The organism is Agrobacterium tumefaciens (assembly GCA_025560025.1).
GTDB lineage: Bacteria > Pseudomonadota > Alphaproteobacteria > Rhizobiales > Rhizobiaceae > Agrobacterium.
In genome coordinates, this window is the sequence record CP048485.1 from 2736894 (window position 1) to 2751465 (window position 14572).

11 protein-coding genes are annotated in these 14572 nt (G+C 59.3%); 4 read left to right on the forward strand and 7 right to left on the reverse strand.

The window, feature by feature from the left end:
* The first annotated feature begins 310 nt into the window (after positions 1 to 310).
* Both FY152_13185 and FY152_13190 read left to right on the forward strand, forming a co-directional pair.
* Entirely contained in the window at positions 311 to 5812 is a 5502-nt protein-coding gene (locus FY152_13185; protein ID UXS33002.1) for a glutamate synthase large subunit, read from the forward strand.
* Complete coding sequence (locus FY152_13190) at positions 5809 to 7575, forward strand: sulfite reductase subunit alpha (protein UXS33003.1); 1767 nt, start codon at positions 5809 to 5811, stop codon at positions 7573 to 7575. Before FY152_13185 ends, FY152_13190 begins: the two co-directional genes overlap by 4 nt.
* Positions 7576 to 7618: 43 nt before the next feature.
* On the opposite strand, the gene FY152_13195 is transcribed toward FY152_13190, so the two are convergent.
* The 5 genes from FY152_13195 to fabA all read right to left on the reverse strand — a co-directional run bounded on the left by FY152_13195 (position 7619) and on the right by fabA (position 11625).
* Positions 7619 to 8209 carry a pilus assembly protein gene (locus FY152_13195; GenBank protein UXS33004.1) on the reverse strand — a complete coding sequence of 197 codons (591 nt, stop codon included), beginning with the start codon at positions 8207 to 8209 and terminating at the stop codon, positions 7619 to 7621.
* Positions 8209 to 8805 (reverse strand): pilus assembly protein, encoded by a 597-nt coding sequence (locus FY152_13200; GenBank protein ID UXS33005.1) that lies wholly within the window; start codon positions 8803 to 8805, stop codon positions 8209 to 8211. Before FY152_13200 ends, FY152_13195 begins: the two co-directional genes overlap by 1 nt.
* Positions 8806 to 8996: 191 nt before the next feature.
* Positions 8997 to 9803, reverse strand: a complete 807-nt coding sequence (gene fabI / locus FY152_13205; GenBank protein UXS33006.1) for an enoyl-ACP reductase FabI — start codon at positions 9801 to 9803, stop codon at positions 8997 to 8999.
* A gap of 6 nt (positions 9804 to 9809) precedes the next feature.
* Positions 9810 to 11033, reverse strand: coding sequence for a beta-ketoacyl-ACP synthase I (gene fabB / locus FY152_13210; protein UXS33007.1), 1224 nt, complete (start codon positions 11031 to 11033; stop codon positions 9810 to 9812).
* Positions 11034 to 11109: 76 nt separating this feature from the next.
* Positions 11110 to 11625, reverse strand: coding sequence for a 3-hydroxyacyl-[acyl-carrier-protein] dehydratase FabA (gene fabA, locus FY152_13215; GenBank protein UXS33008.1), 516 nt, complete (start codon positions 11623 to 11625; stop codon positions 11110 to 11112).
* Between the two features lie 317 nt (positions 11626 to 11942).
* Between fabA and FY152_13220 the strand changes: the two genes are divergently transcribed.
* Entirely contained in the window at positions 11943 to 12362 is a 420-nt protein-coding gene (locus FY152_13220) for a transcriptional repressor (protein ID UXS33009.1), read from the forward strand.
* A gap of 71 nt (positions 12363 to 12433) precedes the next feature.
* Here FY152_13220 and FY152_13225 read toward each other — a convergent pair whose 3' ends face one another.
* Positions 12434 to 13072: a trimeric intracellular cation channel family protein gene (locus FY152_13225; GenBank protein ID UXS33010.1), complete on the reverse strand. Its 639-nt coding sequence runs from the start codon at positions 13070 to 13072 to the stop codon at positions 12434 to 12436.
* 78 nt (positions 13073 to 13150) lie between these two features.
* Between FY152_13225 and FY152_13230 the strand changes: the two genes are divergently transcribed.
* On the forward strand, positions 13151 to 13669 hold the full coding sequence (locus FY152_13230) for a hypothetical protein (GenBank protein ID UXS33011.1): 519 nt from the start codon (positions 13151 to 13153) through the stop codon (positions 13667 to 13669).
* 27 nt (positions 13670 to 13696) lie between these two features.
* Here the strand turns inward: FY152_13230 and FY152_13235 are convergent, their stop codons facing one another.
* Positions 13697 to 14404 (reverse strand): DUF1275 domain-containing protein, encoded by a 708-nt coding sequence (locus FY152_13235; GenBank protein ID UXS33012.1) that lies wholly within the window; start codon positions 14402 to 14404, stop codon positions 13697 to 13699.
* Positions 14405 to 14572: the final 168 nt, after the last annotated feature.

Genomic DNA, 14572 nt, shown 5'->3' on the forward strand with positions numbered 1-14572 from the left:
CTTGACTCGGTCCTTCATGAAATATTATGTAAGCAATACTGACGTAATTCAGTGTGTCTCATTGCCGGAAATGCCGGCCTTCAGGGAACGCGATGCGAACGACGACGATCATTATTTGCGAAAAAGCGGCCATCGCCGCCAAGCCGTTTGACGGCCGCAAAACGACCGTTCGCGCCATTAAACGCCGATAAGCAGAAGAATGAGGAGCAGCCAGGTCGCCTGCGGCTCCGCCCGCAGAGTGCCGGCTGACGCGCCGGGTTTCGGGAAAGAGGGCGATGCCGCGCGAAATGCGCAACGAGAGGAGAGTGCCTTGAGTGTGACGGAGCAAAAATTCGGCCTTTATGATGCGGCTTTTGAAAAAAGCAGCTGTGGCGTCGGTTTCATCACCCGCAAGGACGGCGTGCAGACGCATGATGTGCTGAAGCGCGGTCACGAGGCGCTCTGTGCCGTGCCGCATCGCGGCGGCATGTCGGCGGAAGGTGTCGGCGATGGTGCCGGCGTGTCGCTGGATTTGTCGCTCTCCTTCTTTCGGGAATTGACCGGTGAGGCCGGCTTGCAGGCCGGTCGCTTCGGCGTCGGCAATTTTTTCCTGCCGCAGAATCCCGCTTTCCACGGTGAGGCGGTCGGTATCATCGCAAACGCCCTCAAGGAGCAGGGGTTTTCGGTCCTGCTTGCCCGCGATGTACCGGTGAATGACGCGGCCATCCGTCCTGCCGCGATCCCCTACCAGTTGCCAATCCGCCAATGGGTCTTTTCGGCTCCGGCCGAATGCGCAACCCTCGCCGAATTCGACTGGCGCATCCACAAGGCGCTGCTGGCCATTGAGTCGCTTGCCTATACCGTACCGGAACTTGCCGGCTTTTATCCGTTGTCACTCAGCGCCCGCACGCAGGTTCTGAAAGGGCGTCTGAACTCGCATGAGGTCATGCCCTATTTCTGTGACCTTACCGATCCGCGCCATGAAGTGCATACGATGTATTTCCACACGCGGTTTTCCACCAATACCGATCCGCACCCCTCCATGGCGCAGCCCTTCCGCCTGATGGCGCATAATGGCGAACTCAATACCGACAAGAAGAACCGGCTGTCGGAAGCGGCCGTGGCGCTGGCGAAGAATGCCAGCATCATCCGGCCGAAGGGCCAGTCGGATAGCTGCCGTCTGGATCAGACCCTGCAGGCACGGGTAATGGAAGACGGTCTCGACCTCGTCACCGCCGTGGTCTCGATGATGCCGCCAGCCTGGGAAAATGACGATACCCTGTCACCGGCCGTGAAGGCGATGCTGGAATATTTCTCGCTTTATGAGGAAAAGAATGACGGCCCGGCCGCGCTGATCTTCGGCGATGGCACCATCATCGGCGCGCGGCTTGATCGCCTCGGCCTGCGCCCGCTGCGCACCGTCGAGACGCAAGATTATCTCTGCGTCATGTCGGAGGCCGGGCAGATCGCGTTTCCGGCGGAAAGCGTCATCCGCCGCGGCCGCATCGAGGCGGGCGGCATGCTTTATTACGATCACGCCGAGCGTCGTGCTTTTTCCACGGTCGAGGCGCTGGAGCTTCTGGCTTCGCAGCGGGACTATTCCTCGCTGCTATCTGCAGCGCGCGTGATGCTTGGTGATCTGCCGGAGGTGCCCGCCGACAAGCAGGGCTCGCCGCTGCGTTACAACGGCGATCTGGAACGCCACCAGCGTTATGTTGCCTATTCGCATAATCAGGAAAGCTTCAAGTTCCTGATGGACCCGATGCTGGCCTCCGGCGCGGAAAAGATTTCGGCGATGGGTTACGGCAATGCCATCAATGCGCTTTCCGATCAGGAAGGCGGCGTCGCGAAGTATTTTTCACAGCGTTTCGCGCAGGTCACCAATCCGCCGCTCGACAGTATTCGTGAGGCCGATGGCATGACGTTGCGTGTCGCCCTCGGTGCGAAGCCGAACAGCGGCGCGAAGAAGGCCCGCCAGATCGTCGTGCGCTCTCCGATCCTGACCCATCTCGATATGCTGCGTATTCGCGAACAGTCGGAGACGCCCCTTCGCCGTTTCGAAATGCTCTATTCGCCGGTCTTCGATGTTGCGGAGGCCAATGAAACGGCCCTGCGGCAGGCAATTGATGGTCTCTGCGATGAGGTTGTGGCTTTCGCAGCAGAGGAAGGCGGCATCGCCGTCATCACCGACCGGCATGTCTCGGCTGGCCGCGCCGCTCTGCCGATGATCATGGTCGTTTCCGCCATCAATCAGCGGCTGATCGAGGAAGGTCTGCGGCTGCGCATTTCCCTGATCGTGGAAAGTGGCCAGTTTTCTTCCTCGCATCACATAGCAGCCGGCCTCGGCTTCGGCGCTTCTGCCGTCTATCCGCTTGGCGTGCAGTTCCGCGCCGAGGAGAAATTCGGTGCTGATGCCGACAAGGCCTTCAAGCGTTTTGCCAAGGCGGCGGAAAAGTCGCTGATGAAGACCATGGGCAAGGTCGGCCTGTGCACGGCGGAAAGCTATATCGGCGGCGAGTTCTTCGAGCCAAACTTCCTTGATACCAATGATGCGGTGCTGAAGCGCTATTTCCCGAATGTGAAGACCCCGGTTGGCGGCGTCAACTTCGCCGTCATCGCGCAGGCCGTGGCGGACTGGCACCGCAAGGCGCTGTCCGTGAAGGGCGAAAACGACATTCCGCTGCTCGGTCTCTTCAAGGAGCGCGCGGAAGGCGCCGGCCATTCCTATGGCACGACGGCGGTGCGCGGTTTCGTGGATATGACGGAGGAAAAGATCGGTTTCGACAAGGGAACCGAAAACGAGGAGGCGTTGCGCCTGCTGCCGCTCAACCGGCTGGAAGATGCCTTCGGTCTCAACGATGCCGCCTATTATCACAACAGCTTCGACCGGCTGACCCCTGACGCCATCGACAAATTCGAGGTGACGCCCGGTTACCGCGCTTTCGCCCGCATGATGGCAGAGGAAAGGGCGCGCCGCCCCGCCGCCCTGCGCGATGTTCTGGAATTGCCGGCCGACGTCACATTCGCCGGTTCCGCAGAAGAATTCCGACGGGAAATGGGCCGTTTTTCCCGACAGGGCAATAACAGCTTCATGGTGCGCGGATTGCGTTGCGAAGAGGCGGGAGACGGCGCATTCCGGCTGCAGCTGACCGGCCCGCATGGTCATGAGCTTGCCCGGCTTGCCGCACTCGGCCAGTCGCTGCTCGACCGTTTCGGTGCGGATATTCCCGGCCACTGGCTGGAAGGTGGCGCGCTCATGGTTCAGGCGAAGGGCGAAGCCTCCGCCTATCTCTCGCTTATCCGCACCGCGCCGGAAAGCATTCCGCTCGATGCCGTTCAGAAGGCGAGCGAGATCACCAGGACCCTCGCATCGGGCGCCATGAGCCATGGCGCGCTGGTTGCCGCGGCCCATGAGGCGGTTGCCCATGGCACCAACATGGTCGGCGGCATGTCGAATTCGGGCGAGGGCGGCGAGCATATTTCCCGTTATGGCACCATCCGTGCCTCGCGCATCAAGCAGTTCGCCTCCGGCCGTTTCGGCGTCTGGGCCGGTTATCTTGCCGATCCGATGCTGGAGGAAATCGAGATCAAGATCGGCCAAGGCGCAAAGCCGGGTGAGGGCGGGCAGTTGCCGTCTCCCAAGGTGACGGTGGAAATCGCTGCCGCACGCGGCGGCACGCCGGGCGTCGAGCTTGTCTCGCCGCCGCCGCATCACGATACCTATTCGATCGAGGATCTGGCCCAGCTCATCCATGACGCCAAGGCAGCGCGCGTGCGCGTCATCGTCAAGCTAGTCTCGTCGGAAGGCATCGGCACGATTGCGGTCGGCGTTGCCAAGGCGGGTGCGGATGTCATCAATGTCGCCGGCAATACCGGCGGCACGGGTGCGGCGGCCGTCACCAGCCTCAAATATACCGGCCGTGCGGCGGAAATCGGCATTGCCGAGGTGCATCAGGCGCTTTGCGCCACCGGCCTGCGCGCCAAGGTGCTGCTGCGTTGCTCCGGCGCGCACCAGACGGCGAGCGACGTGGTGAAGTCAGCACTCCTCGGCGGCGACAGCTTCGAATTCGGCACGACGGCGCTGATGATGCTGAAATGCGTCATGGCCAAGAACTGCAACATCAAGTGCCCGGCCGGTCTCACCACCAATCAGGAGGCCTTCAACGGTGATCCCCGCGCGCTGGCGCAATATCTCATGAACATTGCCCATGAAACGCGCGAGATTTTGGCCGGGCTTGGGGTTGCCTCGCTGCGCGAGGCACGCGGCCGTTCCGACCTTCTTCATCTCCTCGATCATCCAGCGAGCGTCGGCCAGCTTGACCTCCGGGCAATGCTTGCCGTGGTCGAAGAGGTGAAGATCGACAGCCCCGTCTATATGGAAAAGGACTTTGCACTGGACGATGCCTTCATCGAACTCGTGCGCTCGGCCCTGGTCGACAGCAGGCGCGAGAACATCGAGCTTGGCGGCAATCGTTTCCTCAACAATTGCAACAAGAGCGTTGGTGGCCAGCTCGCCGTCGATATCGAGCGTATGCTGAACCATGAGCTTTCCGATGAAGAGGCGGATGCGCTGCCGGCCGTGAAGCGGGACAGCCGCGGCCGCCGGTTCCTGGAGGCGGGTTCGGTGCGCATCGACACCTCCGGTTCCGCCGGGCAGTCTTTCGGCGCTTTCTGTAATGACGGCATGGTCATGGTCCATACCGGCACCTGCAATGACGGCGTCGGCAAAAGCGCCTGCGGCGGCACCATCGTCGTGCGCTCCCCCGGCGGCGGTTCGGAAGAGGCGGGCGGCAATGTGCTGGTCGGCAATTTCGCGCTGTTCGGCGCCACCGGCGGCCGCACCTTCGTGGAAGGGCAGGCGGGCGACCGTTTTGCCGTGCGTAACTCCGGAGCCACCGCCGTGGTCGAAGGCGTGGGTGATTTCGCCTGCGAATACATGACCAACGGCGCGGTGCTGAACCTGGGCAGCTTCGGCAAGGGTTTCGGCAACGGCATGAGCGGCGGCTTTGTTTATCAATATGATCCCTATGGCGATTTGCCGAAGAAGGTCAGCCATGATTCCATCCTGCTCGGCGCGATCACGGGAGGGGATGAGCAGGCCGCGATTCACAATCAGGCAGTCCACCAGCTTCTGACCTTGCATGTCGCGGAGACCGGCTCGGCCAAGGCGACATGGCTGTTGGAAAACTGGGAAAGTGAACAGCATAATTTCGTCTACGGCATGCCGCGTGCCCTGCTGCTTTATCAGGACAGCGATGAGATCCTCAAAGCCAAGCCCCGCAAGGAGTTGCTGGAGGAACTTGCATCCGCGCTTGCCGCCCACCAGCTGCGCAAGTTCAAGCTCGCCTATCGCGACCGCAAGGCCGTCCTGAACGGAACGGTGCCCGGTTATGGCGAGACGGATACGGAAGACATGTATGCGCTGCTCAACAATTATACCGTGTTGAGCATGGCGCAGGCCATCGCTTTGCAGCGGCTGCCGCTGGCCTCGGGCCCTTCCGATCCCGCCATCGAAAAAGCCGTGCGCAATCTCATCCTCACGGAAGATTATGCGCTGATGCAACGGCTGCTGAAATATGCCCGCGAGGCGCTTTCAGACCATAGCGATGAACAGCTTGCGGTGATGATCGCCGCCAAGCGGCTTGACGACTACAAGCAGGCGCTGGCGCGCCGGAACATCTGGTCGGTGGACAGCCCCGGCACCTACGGCTGGATCATTCAGCAGAACCGGAAAAACATCGAGAAGATCGGCCGACTGCCGGGCTTTGAGGAGCTTTTCGCAGCCCGCGCCATTCCCGACCTTGCCACCGCATCCAGCCACAGGGCAGCATGATGAAGATACCTTACATTCCGCAGGACGCGCCCTTCAGCGGTGATCAGCGCGCATGGCTTTCCGGTTTTCTGGCGGGGCTCCATTCCCGCGCCGCCATCGGTCTGGAGGCATCGGTTGCCGCCGCTGCTCCCAGGGCGGCCACCAGCGTGCTGAATATTCTTTTCGGCACCCAGACTGGCAATGCCGAGGCGCTGGCGATGGATATTGCCGCCGCCGCCCGCGCGCAGGGCATGCAGCCGGTGGTGACGGCACTTGATGATGTCTCGATGGACGGTCTCGGCGCCATGAAGCGGGTCATCGTCGTCACCTCGACCTATGGCGAAGGTGAAATGCCCGACAACGCCCAGCTTTTCTGGGAAGCGCTCGCCGCTGACAGTGCGCCGCGTCTGGACGAGATGAATTTTGCCGTCCTCGCGCTCGGCGATACCGGTTATGACGGCTTCTGCCAGGCGGGCAAGCTCATCGATACGCGGTTCGAACAACTCGGCGGCAAGCGCATGAAGACGCGTATCGACTGCGATATCGACTTCGAGGACGCCGCCGCTGCATGGATCGGTGAGGCCCTGCCGCTTGCGCTCGCCGTCGATGGCGGCAATCCGGCCTCAACCACCCTTCCTGTCACCGAGTCGGCGGCAAGAGCAAAACAGGGCTGGAACCGCAAGAACCCCTATTCGGCCCGGGTGAACGTTAATCGCCTTCTTTCTGGCCCCGCCTCGTCCAAGGAAATTCGTCACTATGAATTCGATCTCGGCGAAAGCGGTCTGGACTATGAGGCGGGGGATGCTCTGGGCGTCGTTCCCCTCAACGACCCGAAACTGGTCGAAGCGCTGATCGATCGGTTCGACGTAACAGCGGATGGCGAAGTCGCCGGCCTCGACCGGCCGATTGGCGATGCGCTTCTGAATATGTTCGAGATTTCGACACCCTCGCGTGAGCTGGTTGCCGAAATCGGCAAGCGCGCAGGACATGACGAACTCAGCCACATTCTCGCAAACGGAGACAGGGAGCAGCTGGCCGCCTTTCTCTGGAGCAAGGATATTCTCGACCTCATCAATCTCGGCGGAAAGCCGCTATTTGATGTTGCCGAATTCGTGACTTTCCTGAAACCGTTGCAGCATCGCGCCTATTCCATCTCCTCCAGCCCCCTCGTCGCGGAAAACAGCGTGCATTTGACCATCGCCAGCGTGCGTTATCGCGCTGACGGCCGGGAGCGCGGCGGCGTGTGCTCCACCTATCTCGCCGACCGGGTGGAAGCGGGCCAGAATAGCGGAATTTTCGTCTCGCCGAACAAGGCGTTTCGTGTGCCCCAGGATAATGACGCGCCTATGATCATGGTGGGACCAGGCACGGGTATCGCGCCTTTCCGGGCATTTTTGCAGGAACGGCAGGCGAGGGGCGCAAAGGGCAGGAACTGGCTGTTCTTTGGCGATCAGCACCGGCAGTCGGATTTCATCTATGAAGATGAACTTGGCGACATGAGCCGCGATGGCGTGCTGACCCGTCTCGATCTCGCTTTTTCACGCGATCAGGCGGAAAAGATCTACGTCCAGACCCGCATGCAACAGAACGGCAAGGCGCTCTATCAATGGCTTGAAGAGGGTGGCTATTTCTACGTTTGCGGTGACGCAACCCGCATGGCGAAGGATGTCGACGACGCCTTGCACCGGATCGTTATTGACGAGGCCGGCATCTCGGCGGAAGCGGCAAGTGAGTATGTAAACCGGCTGAAGCGCGAAAAGCGCTATCTGCGTGATGTCTATTAAAGGCAGGCGATGATGTGGGAATCACCTCCCCGCTCCAGATGCCTCAGCAATTGGAGCAGGTGGTCTCCGCGTCGCGCTGCTTGAAGAAGTAATCGCGCCCGATCGTGATCGACTTTACACCGGAGGAGGAGATGTCGGTCATGAACATCAGCAATTCATGCGGGATGGAAAGCTCGACGTGGATGAGGAAGCTGTTCTCTATCAGCAGGCGAGTTGGAACCGTTACAGTCGATCCAACGGCATAAGGCCTCTGATCTTTCTCATTCCAGGACCAGGCGATTTTCGCCTGTTTCTGCTTGTCGATCGTGATACCGCTGATTTTCAGCTGCAGACCTTTGGTGCTGTAAGGCGCAAAGACAGCTGCCGCGACGTTCTGCATGTTCTTGAGATAGGTCTTGTCGACGGAGCCCGTTTTCGAGATCAGATCGTTGATTGTGGCGGCGGCGCTGCTTGACCGCTTAAAGGTATTGTAGCCGAGCGTGAGCTCGAAGGACGTCACATACAGCGCGAGCAATATCGGGAAAAGGATAGCAAATTCCACAGCACCCACGCCGCGGCGATCTTTTGCGAAGCGTGTAATGAGCGCGATGAAACGCAGTTTGCCGTTCGTGACGGCAGACGCCAACCCTGCCATTATGAGCCCCCGCTTGTGGTGTATTTCTCGTTCATGAAAGCATCGGTCGCGACAATGAGGAAATGCGAGGGCATCGATCCGTCAGCCGGGCGTATTTTGGTAAGATATGGCCGGATGATGTCGGCGATAACGCGCCAGCGATAATAGACGCGCAGCATGTTGATCGTTTCCGGACCGCCCGGCTTGAAGCCAAATTGCGAGGTGTCCAGATCGTAATATTGGCCGTAGGGCTTCAGGGGTATCGTGGTTGGAATATCCTTGAAGGCGGTAAAGGAGCGAAGGTCGATATAGAGCTTCTGTTCCTGTTTGATCTCATCTGCCGAGCAGGTGATCATCACTGAAACTTCATTGCAGAAACTCTTGCGAAAATCCTCTTTCGAAATTGAACTGCTGATCTGCCCGGTACGCAAACGCCGCGCCATGTTCTCCGTGGCATTAACGACAACCTGTTCCGCCATCATGGCGATGAAGGTCTCGATGATTGCAAATACAACGAGGAAATAGGGAATCGCGAGGATCGCGAATTCGATGGCCGCTGTCCCGTCGCGCGAGACGCCGAATTTTTCCAGCAATGGCTTCAGTCTGGCCAGTCGCATATGGTTGTTTCGATCTCTAGAATATGCGCCAGGCGCAACCGTTGAATTTGTTGCGGACCATAACCAGCCGGTATTTACATTCAGTTACCTCGATATTTTATACTTTATTGATTCACAAAAGTGGCACAGTCTATAAATGCAAAAGGCCCGGCATATTGCCGGGCCTTTATTGAACATAGAAAAATGGCAGCTTATTCAGCGTCCGCTTTCGACAGAACCTCAAGGGTGGGCGTCGAGGTGATGTTGTAGCCGCAATCCACGTAATGGCATTCGCCGGTAACCCCGCGCGACATGCCTGACAGCAGGTAAAGCGCCGATCCGCCGATATCATCAATATCTGCCGTCCGCCGTAGCGGCGCATTTTTCTGGTTCCAGGCGTAGATCGCACGCGCATCGGAAATGCCGGCACCCGCCAGCGTGCGGACCGGGCCGGCCGAGATGGCGTTGACGCGAATGTCACGCGGGCCGTAATCGGCGGCTAGATAGCGAACGGACGCCTCAAGTGCCGCCTTGGCGACGCCCATGACATTGTAGTTCGGGATAACGCGCTGCGAACCGTTATAGGTCAGCGTCAGCATGGATCCGCCATTCGTCATCAGTTCTGCGGCGCGTTTGGCGATTTCCGTGAACGAGAAACAGGAGATGACCATGGTGCGGCTGAAATTCTCACGGGTCGTATCCGCGTAAAGACCTTTCAGCTCGTTCTTGTCGGAAAAGCCGATGGCGTGCACGACGAAATCGAGCGAGCCCCATTTTTCGCGGATCGTCGCAAACAGGGCGTCGACCGAGGCGATATCTTCGACATCGCAAGGCACGATGAAGTCGGAGCCGAGCTCGGCGGCCAGCGGCTTCACACGCTTGCCAAGCGCCTCGCCCTGATAGGTGAAGGCCAGTTCCGCGCCCTGTGCCGCAAGCGCCTTGGAAATGCCCCAGGCGATGGAGTGATTGTTTGCGACGCCCATGATGAGGCCGCGTTTACCCTGCATGATGCCGTTCATGGGCAATTATCCGTTATGACGCTGGAAGACGAGCGTGGCGTTGGTGCCGCCGAAGCCGAAGGAATTGGAAAGGATGGTGTCGATCTTGGCGTTATCGATGCGGCTGCGAACGATCGGAACGCCCGCAAATTCCGGATCGAGTTCGGAAATATGCGCGCTTTCGCCGATGAAGCGTTCCTGCATCATCAACAGGCCGTAGATCGATTCCTGAACGCCGGCAGCACCCAGCGAGTGGCCGGTGAGCGACTTGGTCGACTGGATATGCGGGATTTTGTCACCAAAGACTTCCCGGATCGCGCCGATTTCCTTGCTGTCGCCAACCGGCGTCGAGGTGCCGTGGGTATTGATGTAGTCGATATCGCCCTTGACGGTGGAAAGGGCCTGACGCATGCAGCGGATCGCGCCCTCACCGGAAGGAGCCACCATGTCGTAACCGTCCGATGTGGCGCCGTAGCCGACGATCTCGGCGTAAATCTTCGCACCACGCGCCTTGGCATGTTCCAGTTCTTCAAGAACCAGCACGCCAGCGCCGCCAGCGATGACGAAACCGTCACGGTTGACGTCATAGGCGCGCGAGGCGACGCCGGGCGTTTCGTTATATTTGGACGACATGGCACCCATGGCATCGAAGAGGTTGGACATCGACCAGTCCAGATCCTCATGGCCGCCCGCGAACATCACGTCCTGCTTGCCCCACTGGATCATTTCGGCGGCGTTGCCGATGCAATGCGCCGAGGTCGAGCAGGCAGACGAGATGGAATAGTTGACGCCGTGAATCTTGAACCAGGTGGCAAGCGTCGCCGAGGCGGTCGAGGACATGGCCTTCGGCACGGCGAAGGGGCCGATGCGCTTCGGGCTGTTGTTCTTGAGCGTGATATCGGCTGCTTCGACGATGGTGCGGGTGGAAGGACCACCGGAGCCCATGATGATGCCGGTGCGCTCATTGCCGCTGATGTCGCTCTCTTCCAGACCGGAATCGGCGATCGCCTGCTTCATCGCGACATGGTTCCAGGCACCGCCCTGCGACAGGAAGCGCATGGCGCGGCGGTCGACCAGTTCCGTCGGGTCGAGAGACGGCTTGCCCCAGACCTGGCATTTGAAACCGTGTTCGGCAAAATCCGGCGAAAATGAAATGCCGGATTTGGCATTGCGCAGCGATGCGGTGACTTCAGCGGCATCACCGCCGATGGAAGAAACAATACCGAGGCCGGTGACAACAACTCGTCTCATGAAAGGGACCTTTTCTTAAGATTTCGGCTGGACGACCGAAGCCGCCCGGCTTTTGCCAGGACTTATTCCGTCTGCTTCAGGCGGTCTTTTCCTTCGATAGCCCTACACGAAGGTCAGTCGCTTGATAAATGGTTTCTCCATCCGCCTTCAGCCATCCGTCTGCGGTTCCAAGCACAAGACGACCGCGCATCACGCGCTTGAAGTCGATGCCATATTGCAGGAGCTTCGTGTTCGGGCGGACCATGCCCTTGAACTTTACTTCGCCGGTCGACAGCGCCATGCCGCGGCCCTCTTCACCCAGCCAGCCGAGGAAGAAGCCGGTCAGCTGCCACATGCCGTCAAGGCCAAGGCAGCCCGGCATGATCGGGTTGCCCTGAAAGTGGCAGGGGAAATACCAGTCGTCGGGGCTCACATCATATTCGGCACGGATGAAACCCTTGTCGAAAGCGCCGCCGGTTTCGGAGATTTCGGTGATGCGGTGAACCATGAGCATGGGGGGCAATGGAAGCTGGGCATTTCCCGGACCGAACAATTCGCCGCGACCGCAGGAAAGGATCTCCTCATAATTGTAACTTGATTGCCTCGTTGCCATACCGCTTTCACTTCCCCAATTACTGGTGTTGATTGACTTCACTAGAGCAAGTTAGGTTCAAAATGAAGCGCTGCAAGGGCAGAGGCCGCTAAGCCCCCATATCTTTGTCTTCGAACCTTCTTTGCAGAAGTCATTACCTCAATATGCCGTCCGCATACAGGAACCATCCGGCAGGAACCAGAGGAAATTTGCAGGAATGGCCGGTTTGCGGCCATTTGCGACACACGACGGCGCTGAAACTATTGAAAGCATTCGCTGCAAAAGATATATGCTAATGCAATTGGCAAGTTTCACCCCTGTGCTTGGAATGGGATTGCATGGCATTTGACGCCACATTGGATATCGGAACGAGGCTGCGGCGCTCGGGGCTGCGGCCCACGCGCCAGCGCGTGGCGTTGGGCGATCTTCTTTTCGCAAAGGGCGACCGGCACCTGACGGTCGAGGAACTGCATGACGAGGCGGTCACCGCCGGCGTGCCGGTTTCTCTTGCCACAGTCTATAATACGCTGCATCAGTTCACCGAAGCCGGCCTGATCCGCGTTCTGGCTGTCGAGGGTGCGCGCACCTATTTCGATACGAACGTGTCCGACCACCACCATTTCTTTGTTGAGGGCGAGAACGAGGTTCTCGATATCCCCGTCAACAATCTCCAGATCGGCAATCTGCCTGAGGCGCCCGAAGGCATGGAAATTGCCCATGTGGACGTGGTCATCCGCCTTCGCCGCAAGCGCAGCTGAGGCCTTGGCCGGAAAAATTGATTAGAAATGGCGCCTTCCGGGCGCCATTTTTGTTTCAGGCCTTTGCCGCCTCATTTCAATATATCTTCCGGCCGTCTGCCGGGTTTGGCCTTGTAGGGCGGAAAGGTCCATCCGAAAATTAATGCGCCGGAGCGGACGCCAAACGCCGTCAGCACGCCAATGCCTGAGGCGACATAAAGCGGCGCGCCGAGGAAATAAGCGCCGGTGAAGATGGAAGAGCCCAAAAGGGCACAGGTGATATAGACTTCCGGGCGCAGCAGCACGGATGGCTCCCCGGCGAGAATATCACGCAGGACCCCGCCGAACGTCGCCGTCAGAACTCCGGTGACGATGGCCACGGTTGCCGAGCCGCTTGCGGCCAGCCCCTTGGCCGCTCCCATGACGCAATAGGCGGAGAGGCCGATGGCGTCGAGCCAGATCAGCACCCGGTAACGGGATTCGAAAAGATGTGCGGTGAAGAAGAGCAGAACCGCAACTGAGACACAGACGAGAATATAGGTCGGGTTCACTACCCAGAAGACCGGCGCCCTGCCTAGCACGAGATCGCGCACCGTTCCGCCGCCGATCCCTGTCGCGGCTGCGAAAAACAGGAAGCCGATCAGGTCGAGCTGCTTGCGCGAAGCGGCCAATGCGCCGGTTGCGGCAAAGACGGCGACGCCAGCATAATCGAGAAAACCCAGCAGTGTCATGAAAAGGTTCCCCCCGGAAACACGGGCTGCGAACACGTCAGTGTCGCGCAAGCACTAAACTCTAGGCTGGCCGCCCGGATGATCGCAACATCCATAACCGAAACGGATGCAAAGGAAAATGCCGTGCGAATCGCTCTCGTTGCCGCTCTTCAGGCGCTGGTCCTTTTGATGTTTCCGGCGGCGCTGTCGGCACAGCAGCAGCTGGTGAACGATCCCGAGATTTATGAGAAGGACCATTTCCGCAAGGAGTGCAAGGTTGCGGCCTTCGGCGACGATTTCGTCACGCGGCTGGATATCAATAATGACGGCCTGATGGATGCGGTCGTCAATCACGGTGTTCTGGATTGCGATGGTGAAAAAGGTCGCAGCTGCGACGACGAGGGATGCCCCTATAATTTCTACGTTCAGGTGAAAGAGGGCGGTTATCTGATGATCGCCACAGCCCGCATCTACGGCTACGATTTCATCAAGCGTTTCGGCAACATGGTCTTCGGGCTGAAGATGCACCCGCGGTATTGCGAGCGCACGGACAAGGAACCTTGCCTGATGACGGTGCGGGTGCGCGGCACGAAGTTCGTCACCATTTCGCGCAAGTAACGGCGAAGCCGGTGGCGGCAAGGGCGGTCACGGCACGATGCGCCTGATTTTGACCCTCTGATTATAGCGGTGACGAAGAGAGCGCGGAATGACGAGGGTAGCAGTCGCGACGGCAAAAACCGTTGCCGCCACCACCCACAGGGCATCCGACTGGAGTGTGGAACCCAGCACCGCGCCGCAGATCGCCCCGCATATCATGCCAAGCCACGGTACGATTTGAACACCCCAATCGAGGCTCCGCTCGCCCAGGAGAAAACGGCCGATGCCGCGGCCGAAGCGGGAAAGAGCACCGGTCACATAGGTAAGGCCGATCGGTAGCCCCTCAATATGCTCGACGGCGGCATTGACCATGCCCATGGCGAAAACGACGAGATAAAACTGCGCGAGGGCGGCCTCATTGCGCAACAGCGCTGCAATTGCCATCAGTGCCCCCACGCCCATGAGAACGGCAAAGATGCGCCGGTCGAACTTATGGGCGACCACAATGCCCCCGGCATTGCCCGCCACGAAGGCAACGATTGCGAAAAGCAGTTTCACGGCATGGGAGTATGTGCCGGCCTCCATCGAGACGGCGGCGCGCGTGGTGTTGCCGGTCATGAACGAGACGAAATCTCCGGAAATATAAAGACCCACGGCATCCGTCATGCCGGCGATGAAGGAAATGGCGGCCACCAGCGCGATGCCGGTTCCGGTGCGTCTTGCCCTGATGATGCTGCGACGTCTTTGTCTGGTCATGGAAGGCTCGATATGAAAAGCGACGGCCGATACGCCGTACCGTGCTACCTATGTCTAGAATGCCGGGAGGCCCGTTTGCAATCTTTCCTGATGCGTTACCAGTCGCGCCATTTTGTCTAGACAAGTATAAAATCCCTGCCTACCATGCCTCAAATAAAGCGATAAAAA

Coding starts and splice junctions, on each gene's coding strand:
- FY152_13190 (UXS33003.1), top strand. CDS start 5,809: ATGATGAAGATACCTTACATTCCGCAGGACGCGCCCTTCAGCGGTGAT.
- FY152_13195 (UXS33004.1), bottom strand. CDS start 8,209: ATGGCAGGGTTGGCGTCTGCCGTCACGAACGGCAAACTGCGTTTCATC.
- FY152_13200 (UXS33005.1), bottom strand. CDS start 8,805: ATGCGACTGGCCAGACTGAAGCCATTGCTGGAAAAATTCGGCGTCTCG.
- fabI (UXS33006.1), bottom strand. CDS start 9,803: ATGAACGGCATCATGCAGGGTAAACGCGGCCTCATCATGGGCGTCGCA.
- fabB (UXS33007.1), bottom strand. CDS start 11,033: ATGAGACGAGTTGTTGTCACCGGCCTCGGTATTGTTTCTTCCATCGGC.
- fabA (UXS33008.1), bottom strand. CDS start 11,625: ATGGCAACGAGGCAATCAAGTTACAATTATGAGGAGATCCTTTCCTGC.
- FY152_13220 (UXS33009.1), top strand. CDS start 11,943: ATGGCATTTGACGCCACATTGGATATCGGAACGAGGCTGCGGCGCTCG.
- FY152_13225 (UXS33010.1), bottom strand. CDS start 13,072: ATGACACTGCTGGGTTTTCTCGATTATGCTGGCGTCGCCGTCTTTGCC.
- FY152_13230 (UXS33011.1), top strand. CDS start 13,151: ATGATCGCAACATCCATAACCGAAACGGATGCAAAGGAAAATGCCGTG.
- FY152_13235 (UXS33012.1), bottom strand. CDS start 14,404: ATGACCAGACAAAGACGTCGCAGCATCATCAGGGCAAGACGCACCGGA.